The sequence below is a fragment of the Nocardioides marmoribigeumensis genome (genome assembly GCF_031458325.1).
Taxonomy (GTDB): Bacteria; Actinomycetota; Actinomycetes; order Propionibacteriales; family Nocardioidaceae; genus Marmoricola_A; species Marmoricola_A marmoribigeumensis.
In genome coordinates this window covers 1,736,611-1,751,704 of record NZ_JAVDYG010000001.1, presented here as the reverse complement: position 1 = coordinate 1,751,704, position 15,094 = coordinate 1,736,611, and the positions used below count along the sequence as shown (strand labels likewise).

Here is a 15,094-nt window from a genome sequence, read left to right as displayed (position 1 = left end):
GGTCGCTCCTTCAGTCGATGGGACGAGATGTGCGGGACGCTACGAGGGGAGTCCTGGGGTTCGCACCGGCGGAATCGCCAGGGTCGGCACGATCGAGGGGTCCGGCGGGTCATCGCTCGCCCAGGCGTCGGTGCGGTCACAGCGCGTCGCGGGTGTGCAGGATGCGCTGGAACAGGACGTGGTCCTGCCAGGCGCCGGCGATGAAGAGGTACTGCGCAGCCCGCCCGTACTCGGTGAACCCACAGCGCCGCAGCACGGCTCGGGAGGGTTGGTTGTCGGCGAGCGTGCCGGCTTCGAGCCTGTGGAGGCCCATCTCGGTGGCTCGCTGGACGGCGAAGCCGACCGCCGCACTGGCCACGCCTCGCCCGGTGTGACGGTGGTCCACCCAATACCCCAGCGACGCGCTCTGGAACGCACCGCGAGCGATGTTGCTCAGGTTCACGCGCCCCACCACCTCGCCGGCCCGCCAGATGATCCACGGATCCTGTTGCCCGGCTGCGGCGGCAGCGAGCTTGCCTTCGGCGTCGGCGAGCTGGCCGGCCTCGGTGAAGAACTCGACGGCGCGCGGCGGCTCCCAGGGCGCCAGGTGCTCCCGATTCCGGACGTAGGCCTGGGCGAGAGCGGCCGCGTCGCCGGCAGCCAGCGGTCGTACCTCGTACCCGGGCAGCAGCTGCACCCCGTGCCGCGTCATCGCCACATGGTCCACCCGAGACGACTGCGGCTGCGCGGAAGGTGCCGGCGAGCGACAAGGTGGCGTCGCTCCTCGTCGGCGTCGCGGACCCGGCCGGCGATCTCCTGGCGAGTGGCCTCCGGGTACATGGCGTAGATCGTGTTCACGACGGTGCTCCTCGATTTGCTGTCGCCGCGTCCTGGTGACCCGGCTGGAGCTCCATCGTCGATCGATGGTGGTCTGTGCGGCACCGGGAGAATCACCAGGATGGCGCCGGGTGCGGCAAGTCCGCGGCGGCGGATCACGCGGGATCGAGCGCGAGGGCGGCGAGCTCGGTGCGGGAGCTGATGCCGAGCTTGGTGTAGACGTTGCGCAGGTGGAAGTCGACGGTGCGCGGGCTGACGTACAGCCGCCCCGCGATGTCCTTGTTCGACAGCCCTTGGCGCACGAGCGCGGCGATCTGGGTCTCGGAGGGTGTCAGCTCGGTGGCGACGAGGTCGTTGCCGCGGCGCGCCGTCTCCCCGGATGCGCGCAGCTCCTGGCGGGCGCGCTCGGCCCACGACCCGGCGCCGAGGGCCTCGAAGGTGTCCAGTGCCTCCCGCAGCGGTTCGCGGGCGTCGGAGCGGCGGCGGTGGCGCCGCAGGTGCTCCCCGAGCGCGAGAAGGGTCCGCGCCCGAGCCGGGACGCGGGTCGACCGGGCGTGCCACTCCAGTGCCTGGCGGAACTCGCCCTCGGCGTCGGGGCCACCGAGGACGCCCCGGCAGTGATGCAGTGCGGCCCTGGCCCACGGCATGTCCGTGCCGTCGGCGAACGCGCCGAGCTCCTCGAGCCACTCCTCGGCCAGTTCCCGGCGGCCGGCGCGCGCAGCGGTCTCGATCCGGTCCATCGCCGCGATCCCGCGCATCACCGGGAGCTCGATGCGCTCGAGATGGCGCAGAGCGGTGGCGGGCGGAAGGTTGGGCTGGGAGGCCGCGGCCCAGCTCGCGAGACCGACGACGAGACCGGTGACGGCGCCGCGGGGCGCGTGCCGTCTCACCGCGGCGTCGAGCTCCTCCAGCCTGGCCGGTGCTCGTGGCTCGCCACGGAGGGCGGCGATCACGGCGATCTCGGCGAGCGGGAACGGGGTGAGCTCGTCCAGGCCGAGGTTGCGGTCGAGCAGCAGGGCCTCCTGAGCGGCGGCGGCTGCGTCCCCCCAGGCGCCAGTGGCGATGCGGAAGACGACACCGCGCGTCAGGGCGTGCTCCACCATGTTGAGCGCGCCCGCGTCTCGCGCGCGCTGGAGCTGGAGGTCGTGGAGCTCGATCGCCCGAGCGTCGTCACCGAGGTGCATGGTCGCGATCGCGAGGTTGTGGTGCAGGTGCGGGTCGGCATGTGGTCCGATCGGGGTGTCCCACGCGCTGCGGAACGAGGCCGCCGCGGTCGACCAGTCGTTGCTGAGGACCGCGGTGAAACCGTCGAGGAGCCAACCAGCGACTCGCTCGTGCGCCGCCGCGTCGTCGGCAGGCGGGGCGACGATCGTGGCGGGGTCGGGCGCATCCAGGGATCGCGCACCGAAGGAGGCGAGCGCGGCGGCCAGCATCGCCAGCACGCGGGCTCGTCCTGGGTCGGATGCTGCGGCGGTCCAGGCGGCCTGGCAGACCAGGCGATAGCCCTCATCGAGGGACCGGGTGTTCCACTCGACCTGCGCGAGCAGCTGCAGGAGGTCCGCCCGCAACAGAGGCTGGTCTGCGTCCACGAGGGCAGCCCGGACGAGCTGGACCGTCTCCACCGGCCGCCCGGCTGCCAGGGTGGACGACGCAGCGGCGCACAGCCGCTGCGCGCGCGCCTGCGGATCAGTTGTCAGCTCTGCCGCGCGGGTCCAGGCAGCGGCTGCGGCCTCGTGACCCCCTCGACGGCGGGCCCGCTCGGCGGTCTCGTCCAGTGCGGCCACCACGTGCTCGTCCGGACCGGCGACGGAGGCGGCGAGGTGCCAGGTGCGCCGGTCCTCGTCCGACCCGCCTTCGAGCGCGTCGGCGAGTGCCCGGTGCGCTTGCCGGCGGCGGCTGCTCGTGGCCGCGCCGTAGATCGCGGAACGCACCAGCGGATGTCGCAGAGCGACCACGCCCCCGTCGCCGACGGTGAGCAAGCCGGACTCCTCCGCGGCGTCGAGCGCCTCCGGCCTGGCGCCGAGGTGGGCGGCGGCGCGGGTGAGGGTGAGGAGCTGTCCGCTGTCGTCGGCGGCCGCGAGGAGCAGCAGGCTCTGCGCGGACTCGGGCAGGCGCCGGAAGCGGTCCAGGAACGCGCGCTCGACGCCTTCGGTCAGGGGTAGCCGGTCGGGCAGGCTCACCTCGCCCGCGAGCTGGCCTGGGCTCAGGGTCCTGGTGAGCTCGACAAGGCCGAGAGGGTTGCCTCCGGTGGCGTGGAGGAGCTCAGCGCGGACGCTGGCGGCGACCGTGGTGCCGACCTGGTCGGCGATCAGCGCCTCGGCGGCCGACTCGTCGACGCCCGCAACCGTCAGCAGGGTGAGGTCGCGAGGGTCGAACTGACCGGTCTCGTCCTCGCGCACGGCGAAGAGGACCGCGGCGGCTTCGCCTTCGAGGCGGCGAGCCGCGAACTGCAGTGCGGCCGCGGAGGCGTCGTCGAGCCAGTGGGCGTCGTCGACGACGGCAAGCACCGGTTGGTCCTCGGCAACGACCGAGATCAGGCTCAGCGTGGCCAGGAAGACGAGGTGGCGGTCCGCGACGTCCTCGGCGGTCTCGCCGAACGCTGCCCGGAGGGCGTCGGCCTGGCGGGTGGGGATGCCCTCCAGCTGTGACAGGACCGGTCGGAGCAGCCGGTGCAGCGCGGCGAAGGGCAGGGGAGCCTCGGACTCCACTCCCCGGGTGCGCAGCACGGTTATCCCCTCGGCGGCCGCGACCGCGTCATCGAGGAGGGTGGACTTCCCCACGCCCGGCTGCCCCTGGAGCAGCAGAGCTGAACCGTGCCCGGCTCGCGCTCGCCGCACGACCTCGGCGAGCGTCGCTTGCTCTCTCTCCCTGCCCCGCAGCACCTCCGCCACGCTCGCCACCCTAGTGATGCCGGGCGGGGTCTTCGAGTCCTTCGGCAGCCGAAGTCGGCCACGCCCTCAGGCTCGGACCGCGCAGCCGGCGGCGTGGAGGACGTCCAGGACGGTCGAGCGGTCCACCGGCGACTCGGCCGTGACGACGAGCACGCCGGCCGAGACGTCCAGCTCGCAAGCACGGACCCCCGGTATCGCCCCGAGCTGGCTGCGAACTGCGTCGACGACGTGCACGCACACTGCGTCCTCGAGGGTGAACACGGTGGGGCCGACGAAGGTTCGTGGCGTTCCTCGCATCATCGTTGCGGCCTCGGGTGTTGTGAGGCCTCATGTGCGCGCTGGCCCTTCCGCTCGTGGGCGGCATCGAGATGGGCGCGATAGTCCTCGGGGCGCCAGCTGGCGACGACCTTGGTGCGGAGGGTGGCGCCCAGGCGCTGGTAGAAGCGGTGGCCGGCGTCGTTGTCGGATCGGACGCCCCAGGTGACCAGCAGGTCGCCCTGGGAGGCAACCTCGGCCAGGGCGGCCATGAGCATGTTGCCGACGCCGCGGTCACGGGCCTCGGCCCGGACGTAGAGGTCGTCCATCGCGAGGATGTCGTGGCCGACCCAGAGGTTGAGTTGCCGGATGCCGCTGACGTAGCCGACCGGCTCGTCGTCGAGGTACGCGATCAGTACGACCACCGCTTCGCTGCCGAGCATCCGCTGCCAGTCCTCGCTGGTGGAATGCACGGCATGGGCGGTTCGCTCGTGGGTCGCGAGCTCGATGAGCATGGTCCGCACAAGGTCGGCGTCCTCGACGCCGGCTCGTAGAACGGCGACCTGGCTGGTCGTGCCCGCGGCGTCCGTCCGGGGCGTGTCGCGCACTAAGAGCGTAGTGGGCTGCAGGGTCATGACTCTCCTAGTGGAACGGTTGGTGCATGTTCGGTGCATGTTCGGTGCATGGCCGGCAAGCGGTGGGAAGCGTCAGGGCGCTTGCAGGCTGGCGGGGTCTCGCCCCGGTCAGGCGTCGAGATGGTGGGCCCACGAGCCGGTGCTGCAGCGTGGGCCCACCGAAGCTCCCGGCGGCAGGAGCGGCGCTACTACGTGATCAGGCGGTGCTGATGGCGTCGAGGACGTTGAGCCGCGCCGCGTGCCGGGCCGGGACCGCCGCGGCGACGAGCCCGATGACGGCGGCGAGCGCCAGCCCGAACGCCAGAAGCGGGACCGGGACGGCGGTCGCGACCAGACCCTGGCTGTGCAGCACCGTGGTCAACACCACGCCGAGCACGGTCCCGAGCCCGATGCCCAGCACGGCGCCGTACAGCGAGATCACGACCGCCTCCAGCCGGACCATGCGACGGACCTGGCGCCGGTTCATGCCGAGCGCCCGCATCAGGCCGACCTCACGGGTCCGCTCGGTCACCGACAGCACCAGGGTGTTCACCACTCCGAGAGCCGCGATCAGCACCGACAGTGCGAGCAGAGCGTTGATCAGGGCGAGCAGCTGGTCGATGCCGGCGCGCTTGTCCTGCTTGTAGCCATCGGCGTCGCGGAGCTGCACAACCGGGTAGGCGGCCACGACCCGGTCGAGGGCCCGGTGGGCGGCGGCCGCGTCGGCGGTGGGGTCGAGGGTGACGTAGACGTTCTGATCGAGTGGCACCCCTCCGGTGGCGGTGTAGGTGTCCATCGCGATCACGTACGGTCCCAGGCCGTTGTCATCGCCGTAGGCACCCGCCACACGCAGTCGACGGCTCTGCCCGTTCGCGACCTCGAACCTCACCGAGTCACCCTTCGACAGGCCGGCCGAACCGGCCTCTTTCCGGGAGACGAGGATGGTGTCCGGGGCCAGGTCGGCCAACTTTCCGTCGGTCATGTCGATCGCGAGGGCGTCGCCGACGACGGCGGGGTCGTAGGCGGAGAAGAAGCCCTCGTGGCCGGCGACTTTGGCGGTGCCGTACCGCTCGACGACCACCGACTTCACGCCGTCGACGCGCCGCACCTGGTTGGCGACCTTCGCGGTGAACGGCTGGCCCATCACAGCCGACATCACGTAGTCGGCGCGGAGCACGTCGTCGACGGTCCGGTCGATCGACGCGCGGGCGGATGCCCCGATGATGCTGAACCCGGTCACCAGTGCGAGCCCGATCATCAGCGCCGAGGACGTGGCCGCGGTGCGCCGAGGGTTGCGCATTGCGTTCTCCTTCGCCAGCCGGCCGGTGGTGCCGGCCAGCCGCGGCAGGACCCGCCCGACCCTCTGAACGAACGGGACGGCGAGCACCGGGCTGAGGATGATGACCGCGACGAGCAGCCCGACGGCGCCGACCGCCACGAGCGGCAGCGTCCCGCCTGCGGTGCCCGCGCCGAGCGCGGTCGCGGCCAGTGGGGCGCCGGTGACCCCGATGATGGTCCGGGTGTGCAGCGGCCGAGGTGTGGTGACGAGGTCGGCCCGCATCGCCGCGACCGGCGGAACCTTCGCGGCCCGCCTCGCCGGGAGGTAGGCGGCCACCAGCGTGATCACGACGCCGATGACGTAGGACCAGGCCACGGTGCCCGCGGTGAGGCTCAGCGCGCCGTCGATCGTGAGCCCGAACTGCCCGAACATGGCCTTGAGCCCGTAGGCGAGCGCGAACCCGCCCGCGAGGCCGATCGTCGACCCGAGCAGGCCGAGCACGCCGGCCTCGAGCAGGACCGAGCGGGTGACCTGGCGGCGGCTGGCGCCGAGGGCTCGCAGGAGTGCCAGCTCACGGGTGCGTTGTGCGACCAGCATCGAGAACGTGTTCAGGATCAGGAAGCTCCCGACGAACAGGGCGACGCCGGCGAACACGAGCAGGAACGTGTTGATGAAGGCGAGGCTGTCCTCGAGGGAGGCGGCCTGGTCGGCGGCCTTCTGCTCCTTGGTGGTGACCTGGTAGCGGGACCCAAGCTCGCTGGCGAGGCGACTGGCCAACTGTGCGTGGGTGGTGCCGTCCTCGGCCGCGACGCCGACCTCGGTGAACCGGCCGGGGGCGAGCAGGAGTCGCTGCGCGGTGGCGGTCTCGAACGCGGTCATCGACGCGCCGGCCAGGCCCCCGTCCTGCCCGAACCGGAAGGTGCCGACCAGGGTCGCTTGGAGGCGCGGGCCGGTAGTGAGGACGGTGACCTTGTCGCCGACGTGGTAGCCGAGGTCGGCCGTGGTGGCGCTGTCGATCGCGACCTCGTCGGTCCCGGTGGGGGCGCGGCCCTCGATGAGGGTCGCGGAGTTCAGTTTCGGGTCGGTGGTCCAGCTGATCCCGATGCCGGGGGCGCCGCCGGTGTCGGCGACGTGGCCGTCACGGTCGAGGACGTAGACGCCGTCGGCCTGGACGTAGCCAGCGGCCGCGGCGACGCCGTCGGCGGCCCTGACCTTCTCCACCATGGACGCGGGCAGCGAGGACGAGGCGGAGTTCATGTCCATGCCGCCCATGCCGGTGTCGAACGCCGCCTTCGGCTCGACGCTGACGTCAGCGGCGGCGTCCTTGAACAGGTCGGTGAACGTCTTGTTCAGCGCGTCGGTGAAGGTCAAAGTGCCGGAGACGAACGCGACGCCGAGGACGACGGCGAGCGCGCTCATCGTCAGCCGCGCCTTGTGCGCAAGCAGGTTGCGGATCGCGGTGCGCAGCATCACGCGCCTCCGTTCCGGCCGGTCCGGTCGGTCCGGTCGGTGCCGTCGAAGGCCTTCATCCGCTCCAGCACCCGGTCCGCGGTGGGGTTGTCGATCTCGTCGACGATGCGGCCGTCGGCGAGGAACACGACGCGGTCGGCGTAGGAGGCGGCGACCGGGTCGTGGGTGACCATCACGATGGTCTGGCCCAGCGTGCGGGCCGAGGACTGGAGGAACGCGAGGATCTCGGCACCGGTGCGGGAGTCGAGGTTGCCGGTGGGCTCGTCGGCGAACACGATGTCGGGGCGGCTGGCTAGGGCCCGGGCGCACGCGACCCGCTGCTGCTGACCACCGGAAAGCTCGGCGGGCCGGTGGGAGAGCCGAGGCCGCAGACCAACGGTGTCGATGACCTGGTCCACCCACGCCGGGTCGGGCTTGCGGCCGGCGATGTCCATGGGCAGGGTGATGTTCTCCAGGGCCGAGAGCGTCGGGACCAGGTTGAACGCCTGGAAGATGAACCCGATCCGGTCCCGGCGGAGGTTGGTCAGACCCTTGTCGTTCAGACCGCTGAGCTCGACCTCCCCGACCCAGGCCTGGCCCGAGGTGGGGGCGTCGAGGCCCGCCATGACGTGCATCAACGTCGACTTCCCGGACCCCGAGGGGCCCATGATGGCGGTGAGGCGGCCGGGGTGGAACTCCACCGAGACACCGTCGAGGGCGACGACGCGGGCCTCGCCGGTTCCGTAGACCTTTGTCAGAGCCTCACTGCGGGCGGCGGGGCGTTCGAAGTCCGCGGCCTGCTGGGCCCGGTGGCCGGGGTGGCCGGTCTGGTGCTGCTGGATTGTGGACACGATGTGCTCCTGGTGCTGGTGCTGGTGCTGGTGCTGGTGCTGGTGGCGGTGGTGGATGTGTGCGGTGAAGTGGCGTCCTGTGACGCGTCGGGTCGGGCTGTGGCTCGGGTTGTCAGCTGGCGTTGGCGGTGATGACATCGGGAGCGGCGTCGTGGTGGCCCGCGACGTGGACGACGAAGGGGGCGGTGATGACGGTGCCGTCGCCGAGCCGGAACTGGGCCCAAAGGCGGTAGGCGCCGGGTCGGTCGAAGTTGACGTGCAGGTTCAGCTCCGGCCCGAACGTGGTGCCCGGCAGGGCGAACACCGGGCGCCCCTGCTTGTCGACGGTCTCGGCGTGCCGGTGCGCGAAGGCCGATCCGTCGGCGCGCATCACGGCGACGTGGCCAGCTGCGCCGAGGTAAGGCTGGAGGTCGGAGACCGGTCGGCCCGCGCGGTCGGTGAACCGCAGGGTGAAGTCGCTGGTCTGCCCGAGGTGCGCGTGCCCGGCGAGGGTGACGCGAACACCGTCCGATGTGGCACTTCGGAGGTCTCCGGCCGGCATGCTCACCGGTGTCGGGGTGCGGCCGGCGACGGTGACTCGGTGGGTGTCGAGGACGTCGACCATCTGCCCCTGGCGGCGGAACTCGGTGTGCAGCGTGTACGAGCCGGCCGTGGGGAAGGTCGCCTGGACGGTGTAGGTGCCCCGGGTGCCGGTGGGCTCGGGGTGGATGTGGGCGAAGGTGCCGAGGTCGTCGCGGGTGATGATCATGTGCATCCACACCTGGTGGGTACGGACGAGGTCATCGACGAGGTCGCCGGTGTTGGCGTCGTGGACGGTGACCTTCAGTGTGGTCGGCTGACCTGGCGTCAGGGTGTGGTCGGCGGCGATGCTGACGTCCAGGTCGGCGTCGTGGGTGCTGATCGGCGGGGTGTCGGTCTCCTCCATCGTGCTCATGGTCGGGCGCATCGGCATGCCCATGCCTTCGGACCACGCGAGGGTGCCGTTCATGCCGCGCTCGGCCTGGTCGGTGCGCGACAGCCAGGTGAACCCGGCACCGAGGGCGACGGCGACGACGGCGATCGCGGCCAGGTAGGACCAGCGACCGACGCGGGCGGTCACGGTGTGGGTGTCGGCGCCGGGCCGGAACCGGCGCAGCCGCAGGGCGTTGGTGACGACGCTGACCGAGCTCATCGCCATCGCGGCGCTGGCCAGGACCGGGTCGAGCAGGAGGTGGTCCCAGAAGTACAGGGCGCCGGCGGCGACCGGGATGAGTAGCACGTTGTAGGCGAATGCCCAGGCGAGCCCCTGCTTGATGGTGAGGACGGTTTCGCGGGACAGCGCGATGGCGTTGACGAGGCCGTTGAGGTCGCCGCCGACGAGGGTGATGTCGGAGGCGGCGATGGCGACGTCGGTGCCGGTGCCGATGGCGACCCCGAGGTCGGCCCGGGCCAGGGCGGGAGCGTCGTTGATGCCGTCGCCGGCGACCGCGACGACGTGGCCAGCCGCTTGCAGCGCGGCGACCCGGTCGGCCTTCTCGCTGGGGAGGACCTCTGCGAGGACGTGGTCGATCCCGACCTCCGCGGCGACCGCGCGTGCGGTCGCGACGTTGTCGCCGGTCAGCATCCACACATCCAGCCCGAGGGCCTTGAGCGCGGCGACGGCCTCGGGTGAGGTCGGCTTGACGGGGTCGGCGACCTCGATCAGGCCGGCAGCGGTGCCGTCGACGGCGACGTACATCGGGGTGCGGGCCTGGTGGGCGGAGCGGTCGGCGCCGGTGACCAGCGTGGTGACGTCGACGCTGTGACGCTGCATCAGGGCGTGGTTGCCGACCAGCACCTGGCGTCCGTCGGCGTGCGCGGTGATCCCGTGCCCCGGCACCGCCTCGAACCCGGTCGCGGCCGGGAGCCTCAGCTGGCGATCACGGGCGGCGGCGACGATCGCCTCGCCGACGGGGTGCTCGCTGCCGAGCTCGGCGGCGGCGACGAGGGCGAGCAGCTCGTTCTCGGTCCATCCGTCGGTGACGGTGAGACCGACGACTTGGGGGCGGCCCGCGGTGATGGTGCCGGTCTTGTCGAGCGCGACGGCGGTGATCCGGCGGGCGGTCTCCAGCGCCTGACCGTCGCCGATGAGGATGCCGAGCTCGGCGGCCTTGCCGGTGCCGACCATGACGGCGGTCGGGGTCGCCAGCCCGAGCGCGCAGGGGCAGGCGATGATCAGCACGGCGATCGCGGTGCCGACCGCGTTGACCAGCGCGTCCTGCTCGAGGCCCAGGAACAGCCAGGCGGTGAAAGTGAGCGCCGCGGCGACGAGCACGGCGGGGACGAACCAGGCCGAGACGCGGTCGGCGAGCCGTTGCATCGGAGCCTGAGCGCCTTGGGCCTCCTCGACGAGGCGGATGATCTGGGCGAGGGTGCTGTCCTCGCCGACGGCGGTGACCTGGACCAGCAGGGTCCCGGTCCGGTTGAGGGTGGCGCCGATGACCTCGTCGCCGGCGTTCTTGATGACGGGGGCGCTTTCGCCGGTCAGCATGGACTCGTCGACGGACGAGGAGCCGTCGGTCACGACCCCGTCGACCGGGACCTTCTCGCCGGGGCGGACTCGGACGATGTCGCCTGTAACGACCTGCTCGACCGGGACGTCGACCTCGACGGTGCCGCGGACGACGCGGGCGGTGGTGGGTGCGAGCCCGACGAGGGCCTTGATGGAGCCGGCGGTGCGCTTCTTGGCCTTCAGCTCCAGCCAGCGACCCATCAACACGAGGGCGATGACGACCAGGGCGGTCTCGAAGTACAGGTGAAGCGGGAGGCCCCAGGCTTGGGCCTGGCCGGGCCAGAGGGTGACGAAGGCGCTGTAGCCGTAGGCGACGCCGGTGCCGAGCGCGACCAGGGTGTCCATGGTGGTGGCCCGGTTGCGGGCCGCGGTCCACGCGTGGCGGTAGATGTCGGCGCCGGCCCAGACCTGCACGGCGGTGGCGATCACCAAGATGAGCGGCATCAGCCAGTCCATGGTGTCCAGGTGCAGCGGCAGGTACATGACGCCCATCAGCGACAGGCCGGCGGCGAGTGCGACACGCCAGCGGCGTGCCAGGCGGGTGATCTCGCGGTCACGCCGCGCGTCCAGGTCGTCAGTGGGTGCGTTCTCGGTGCCGGTGGTTTCGCTGGGACCGGTGGAGTCCGGGGTCCGGGTCGGCTTGGGGGTGGCGGTGTAGCCGACCCGGTCCACGGCGGCGGTCAGGTCGGTGACCGGGACCAGGGACGGGTCGTGGGTGACGGTGGCCGTCTCGGTGGCCAGGTTGACCGAGGCCGCGACCACACCCTCGACGCGGTTCAGCGCCTTGGTGACCCGCCCGACGCACGAGGCGCAGGTCATGCCCTCGATGGTCAGGCTGGTCTCGACCTCGCTGCTGGCGGCGGTCGTCGTGGGGGCGGTGGTTCCGGTCGGGGTGGTGGTCGCGGTCATCTCGGTGTCTCCTCGGTGCGGTGCTGCGGTGGGAGGTGGTGCTGCGGGGTGCTGCGGGGGTGGCCGCGGGGTCAGGAGGCCACCTCGTAGCCGGCCTCGTCGATCGCGGCGGCCATGGCGTCGTCGTCGATCGGGTGCGTGCTGGTGACGACGACGTCGCCGGTGGGCAGGTCGACGGCCACGTCGGTGACGCCGGCGATGGCGCCAACCTCGCGCTCGACGGCGGCGACACAGTGGCCGCAGGTCATGCCGACGACGCGGTAGCTGCGGCTCGTGGTCGCGGTGCCGGCCGGGTTGCTGGTGGTGGACATCTGCTTCTCCTTCGATGTGAGTGGTGCTGTGGGGGGTGTTGCTGGGTGGCGTTGCTGGGTGGTCCCAGCGTCGGTGCCGGGTGGTGCGGTCGGCACCGGGAAAATCGCCGGGATCAGTGCCCGTGCCCGTGACCTTGACCTTGACCTTGGCTGGCGGCAGCGGCGTTCGGGTCATGGGCGGGCAGCAGGCCGGTGGGGAGGAGGAGCGCGACGAGCCCGATCGCGACGGCGAGGTAGGCGTCGTGGGTGCCGTTGATGATGCCGGCGCGGGTGGTGAGGTCACCGGCAACGGCGGTGAGGGCGGCGACACCGAGGGCGGCGCCGATCTCGTGACCGGTCATCATCAGACCCGACGCCATGCCGGACTGCTCGTGCGGCACGTCGCTCATCGCGGCGACTGAGACCGCGACAAACATGGGGCCGACACCGAGACCGAGGAGCGCGAAGCCGGGCAGCACGTCGGTGAGGTAGCTGGGGTCGGTGTCGATCGAGGCGAGCACCAGGGCACCAGCCGCCGAGATCACGAGACCGGCAGCGATGAGCTTCTTCGCGCCGACGTGCGGGAGGACCTTGGACGCTGCGGCGGCGCTGACGGTGATGAACGCGGCCAGCGGCAGGAACCCCAGGCCGGCGACGAGCGCGGAGGCGCCGAGGACCTGCTGGAGGTACAGCGAGCTCAGGAAGATGACACCGACCACGGCGCCGGTGACGCCGGCCATGACGACCGAGGCCGAGACCAGGGAGCGGATCCGCCACGTGGCGGGCGGGACGATCGGGTCGGCGACCTTGCGCTCGTTGACGGCGAACCCGGCGAGCAGCACTGCGGCGGCCGCAGCGGCGGCCAGGGTGCGGGATGCGGTCCAGCCGTGGCTGGTGGTGGACTCGACGGCGTAGACGAGGGCGAGGAGCCCGGTGACCAGGGTCAGCGCGCCGGACATGTCAAGGCGACGTGCTCCGCCGGTGCCGGCCATGGCGGGGACCTTGCGCAGGACGCCGGTCAGGACGGCGGCGCCGATGGGCACGTTGATGAAGAAGACGGCGCGCCAGTCGAAGACGGTGGTCAGGATGCCGCCGAAGAGCACGCCTGCGGCGATGCCCATGCTGGCGACGGTGCCCCACAGGCCCAACGCGGTGGCCCGCTGACGGCCGGCGTACGTCGTCATGACGATCGACATCGCGGCCGGGGTGAGCATGGCGGCGCCGGCGCCCTGCGCGCCGCGGGACACGATCAGCATCAGTGGTGAGGCGGCGAGCCCGGAGGCCAGCGAGCCGAGGGTGAAGACCGCGAGTCCGGTGAGGAACATGCGGCGCCGGTCGAACAGGTCGGCCATCCGTCCGCCGAGCAGCAGGAACCCGCCGCTGAGCAGCACGTAGGCGCTGACCGCCCACTGGTAGTCGCCCGAGGTCAGCTGCAGGTCGGTGGCGATGCTCGGTAGGGCGACGTTCACGACGCTGACGTCGAGGACGACCATCACCTGCGCGGCGAGCATCAGGGCCAGCACGGTCCATGGCCGGCGCGAGGCGTCGGTCTCCTGACCGAAGGCGCCCGCGACGTGGCCGTGGGCGTGGGCGTGGGCTGCGGGTGGGTGGTGAAGCTCGGTGGGTTCCGGGACCTTCGTGGACATCGTCTTCTCCCTGACACGGATGGGGCCGGCTCGGTGGTGCCGGCGGCGTCTCTGAGCGTTGTCGCTGGAGGTGCCTGCTCGCGCTGGCGAAATCGCCGGGATCCGCGTGGGACCCGCTCGAGCCGGCTTCACGGATGGCGCCGGGGCTGCGTCTCTGTGGCGGCGCAGAGCACTGCACCAGCCGATCGGCCAGGCGTTCGCGGATCTAGCCCGTGGCAGAGGAGGCCGCTTCGGCCCGCGGCCGGCACGGGAGAGTCGAGCGCCCGGCCGGACGACTCGGCCGAACCGGCGATTCAGCCGGTGTGAACCGCCCGGCCTCGTCCATAGCGTCGTCCGCATCGGATCGCACCCGGACCGGGTGAGGGCTCCTCGATAGCCACCATCGACCGCACGGCGACAGTGAGGACACCACCGTGAGCACGCACATCAACCACCACGCCGAGGCACCCACGGCGCCGTTCCGCCGGGGCCGTTTCGACGTGCTCGTCATCGGCGCTGGCCAGGCCGGTCTCGCCGTCGGCTACCACCTGCAGCGCGCCGGTCTCCGGTTCCTCATCGTCGACGCTGCCGCCGAGCTCGGCGCCACCTGGCGCAACCGGTGGGACTCGCTGCGGCTGTTCACGCCCGCGCAGTACGACGGGCTGCCTGGCATGGCGTTCCCCGCGCGGGCGAACACCTATCCGACCCGCCTCGAGGTCGCCGACTACCTCAAGACGTACGCCGCCCGGTTCGACCTCCCGGTGCTGCTCTCGACCGCCGTGACCCGGCTCGAGCGCGACCCCGGCGGTGATGGCGGGTTCGTGGCGCACACCAGCCAGGGGCGGCTGCACGCCCGCCAGGTCGTGGTGGCCACCGGGCCGTTTCAGACCCCGGTGATCCCGGTGGTAGGAGGCGATATAGGCCCGGGTGTGAGGCAGCTGCACAGCGCCGACTACCGCAATCCGTCCCAGATCCGCCCCGGCCGGGTCGTGGTCGTCGGCGGCGGGAATTCCGGGCGCCAGATCGCGCTCGAACTCGCAAGCAGCCGCGTCGGCGATCATGGGGTGACGCTCGCGGTCGGGACCGAGGAGCCCGAGCTTCCGCAGCGGATCCTCGGCCGCGACCTGTTCTGGTGGCTGACCAAGACCCGGCTGCTAGCCAAGCCCGCCGACTCGCGTCTCGCGCGCCGGATGCGGGCCCGTGGCGACCTGGTCATCGGTAGCCCGATGCAGCAGCTGCGGGCCGCCGGTGTCGACGTCCGCCCCCGGCTGCTCGCCGCGGCCGGTGACACGGTGACGTTCGCTGACCGGACCGAGACCCGGCCCACGACGGTGATCTGGGCGACCGGGTTCCGCTCGGACTACTCCTGGATCGACATCGACGGCGTCGTCACCGACGGCGGCGTTCGGCACGAGCGCGGGATCAGCCCGGTACCGGGCCTGTCGTTCATCGGGCTGCCGTGGCAGCACACTCGCGGCTCAGCGCTGCTCGGCTTCGTCAAGGACGACGCCGTGTGGCTCGCTGACCGGATCACGGCGCGGGCTGACAGCCCAGCCGCTGCGCAGCGCCTCTGACCGGTACCGCG

Annotated in this window: 11 protein-coding genes; 2 read left to right on the top strand and 9 right to left on the bottom strand. The window is 72.0% G+C overall.

The genetic code is table 11. From position 1 onward, the window contains the following. Positions 1-136: 136 nt before the first annotated feature. The 6 genes from J2S63_RS08365 to J2S63_RS08340 form a co-directional block, all read right to left on the bottom strand. Positions 137-691 (bottom strand): GNAT family N-acetyltransferase, encoded by a 555-nt coding sequence (locus J2S63_RS08365; RefSeq protein WP_310301193.1) that lies wholly within the window; start codon positions 689-691, stop codon positions 137-139. Next, positions 688-837 (bottom strand): hypothetical protein, encoded by a 150-nt coding sequence (locus J2S63_RS08360; RefSeq protein ID WP_310301190.1) that lies wholly within the window; start codon positions 835-837, stop codon positions 688-690. Before J2S63_RS08360 ends, J2S63_RS08365 begins: the two co-directional genes overlap by 4 nt. Positions 838-971: 134 nt before the next feature. Next, positions 972-3,698, bottom strand: coding sequence for a helix-turn-helix transcriptional regulator (locus J2S63_RS08355; protein WP_310306634.1), 2,727 nt, complete (start codon positions 3,696-3,698; stop codon positions 972-974). Between the two features lie 305 nt (positions 3,699-4,003). Beyond that, positions 4,004-4,597: a GNAT family N-acetyltransferase gene (locus tag J2S63_RS08350; protein ID WP_310301187.1), complete on the bottom strand. Its 594-nt coding sequence runs from the start codon at positions 4,595-4,597 to the stop codon at positions 4,004-4,006. Between the two features lie 196 nt (positions 4,598-4,793). Further along, positions 4,794-7,325: an ABC transporter permease gene (locus tag J2S63_RS08345; protein ID WP_310301184.1), complete on the bottom strand. Its 2,532-nt coding sequence runs from the start codon at positions 7,323-7,325 to the stop codon at positions 4,794-4,796. Then, on the bottom strand, positions 7,325-8,005 hold the full coding sequence (locus tag J2S63_RS08340; protein WP_310301181.1) for an ABC transporter ATP-binding protein: 681 nt from the start codon (positions 8,003-8,005) through the stop codon (positions 7,325-7,327). Before J2S63_RS08340 ends, J2S63_RS08345 begins: the two co-directional genes overlap by 1 nt. Here J2S63_RS08340 and J2S63_RS08335 point away from each other — a divergent pair. Then, complete coding sequence (locus tag J2S63_RS08335; protein ID WP_310301179.1) at positions 7,994-8,287, top strand: hypothetical protein; 294 nt, start codon at positions 7,994-7,996, stop codon at positions 8,285-8,287. The genes J2S63_RS08340 and J2S63_RS08335 overlap by 12 nt on opposite strands. On the opposite strand, the gene J2S63_RS08330 is transcribed toward J2S63_RS08335, so the two are convergent. From J2S63_RS08330 to J2S63_RS08320, 3 genes are all read right to left on the bottom strand, one after another. After that, positions 8,268-11,594 carry a heavy metal translocating P-type ATPase gene (locus J2S63_RS08330; protein ID WP_310301174.1) on the bottom strand — a complete coding sequence of 1,109 codons (3,327 nt, stop codon included), beginning with the start codon at positions 11,592-11,594 and terminating at the stop codon, positions 8,268-8,270. The two genes, J2S63_RS08335 and J2S63_RS08330, sit on opposite strands and share 20 nt — an antisense overlap. A gap of 71 nt (positions 11,595-11,665) precedes the next feature. Next, positions 11,666-11,905, bottom strand: coding sequence for a heavy-metal-associated domain-containing protein (locus tag J2S63_RS08325; protein WP_310301171.1), 240 nt, complete (start codon positions 11,903-11,905; stop codon positions 11,666-11,668). A gap of 113 nt (positions 11,906-12,018) precedes the next feature. Continuing rightward, positions 12,019-13,530, bottom strand: a complete 1,512-nt coding sequence (locus J2S63_RS08320; RefSeq protein ID WP_310301168.1) for an MFS transporter — start codon at positions 13,528-13,530, stop codon at positions 12,019-12,021. A 413-nt stretch (positions 13,531-13,943) separates the two neighbouring features. Here J2S63_RS08320 and J2S63_RS08315 point away from each other — a divergent pair, with 413 nt between their 5' ends. Next, positions 13,944-15,083, top strand: a complete 1,140-nt coding sequence (locus tag J2S63_RS08315; RefSeq protein WP_310301165.1) for a flavin-containing monooxygenase — start codon at positions 13,944-13,946, stop codon at positions 15,081-15,083. The last annotated feature ends 11 nt before the right edge of the window (positions 15,084-15,094 follow it).

Coding starts and splice junctions, on each gene's coding strand:
- J2S63_RS08365 (WP_310301193.1), bottom strand. CDS start 691: ATGACGCGGCACGGGGTGCAGCTGCTGCCCGGGTACGAGGTACGACCG.
- J2S63_RS08350 (WP_310301187.1), bottom strand. CDS start 4,597: ATGACCCTGCAGCCCACTACGCTCTTAGTGCGCGACACGCCCCGGACG.
- J2S63_RS08345 (WP_310301184.1), bottom strand. CDS start 7,325: ATGCTGCGCACCGCGATCCGCAACCTGCTTGCGCACAAGGCGCGGCTG.
- J2S63_RS08330 (WP_310301174.1), bottom strand. CDS start 11,594: ATGACCGCGACCACCACCCCGACCGGAACCACCGCCCCCACGACGACC.
- J2S63_RS08325 (WP_310301171.1), bottom strand. CDS start 11,905: ATGTCCACCACCAGCAACCCGGCCGGCACCGCGACCACGAGCCGCAGC.
- J2S63_RS08320 (WP_310301168.1), bottom strand. CDS start 13,530: ATGTCCACGAAGGTCCCGGAACCCACCGAGCTTCACCACCCACCCGCA.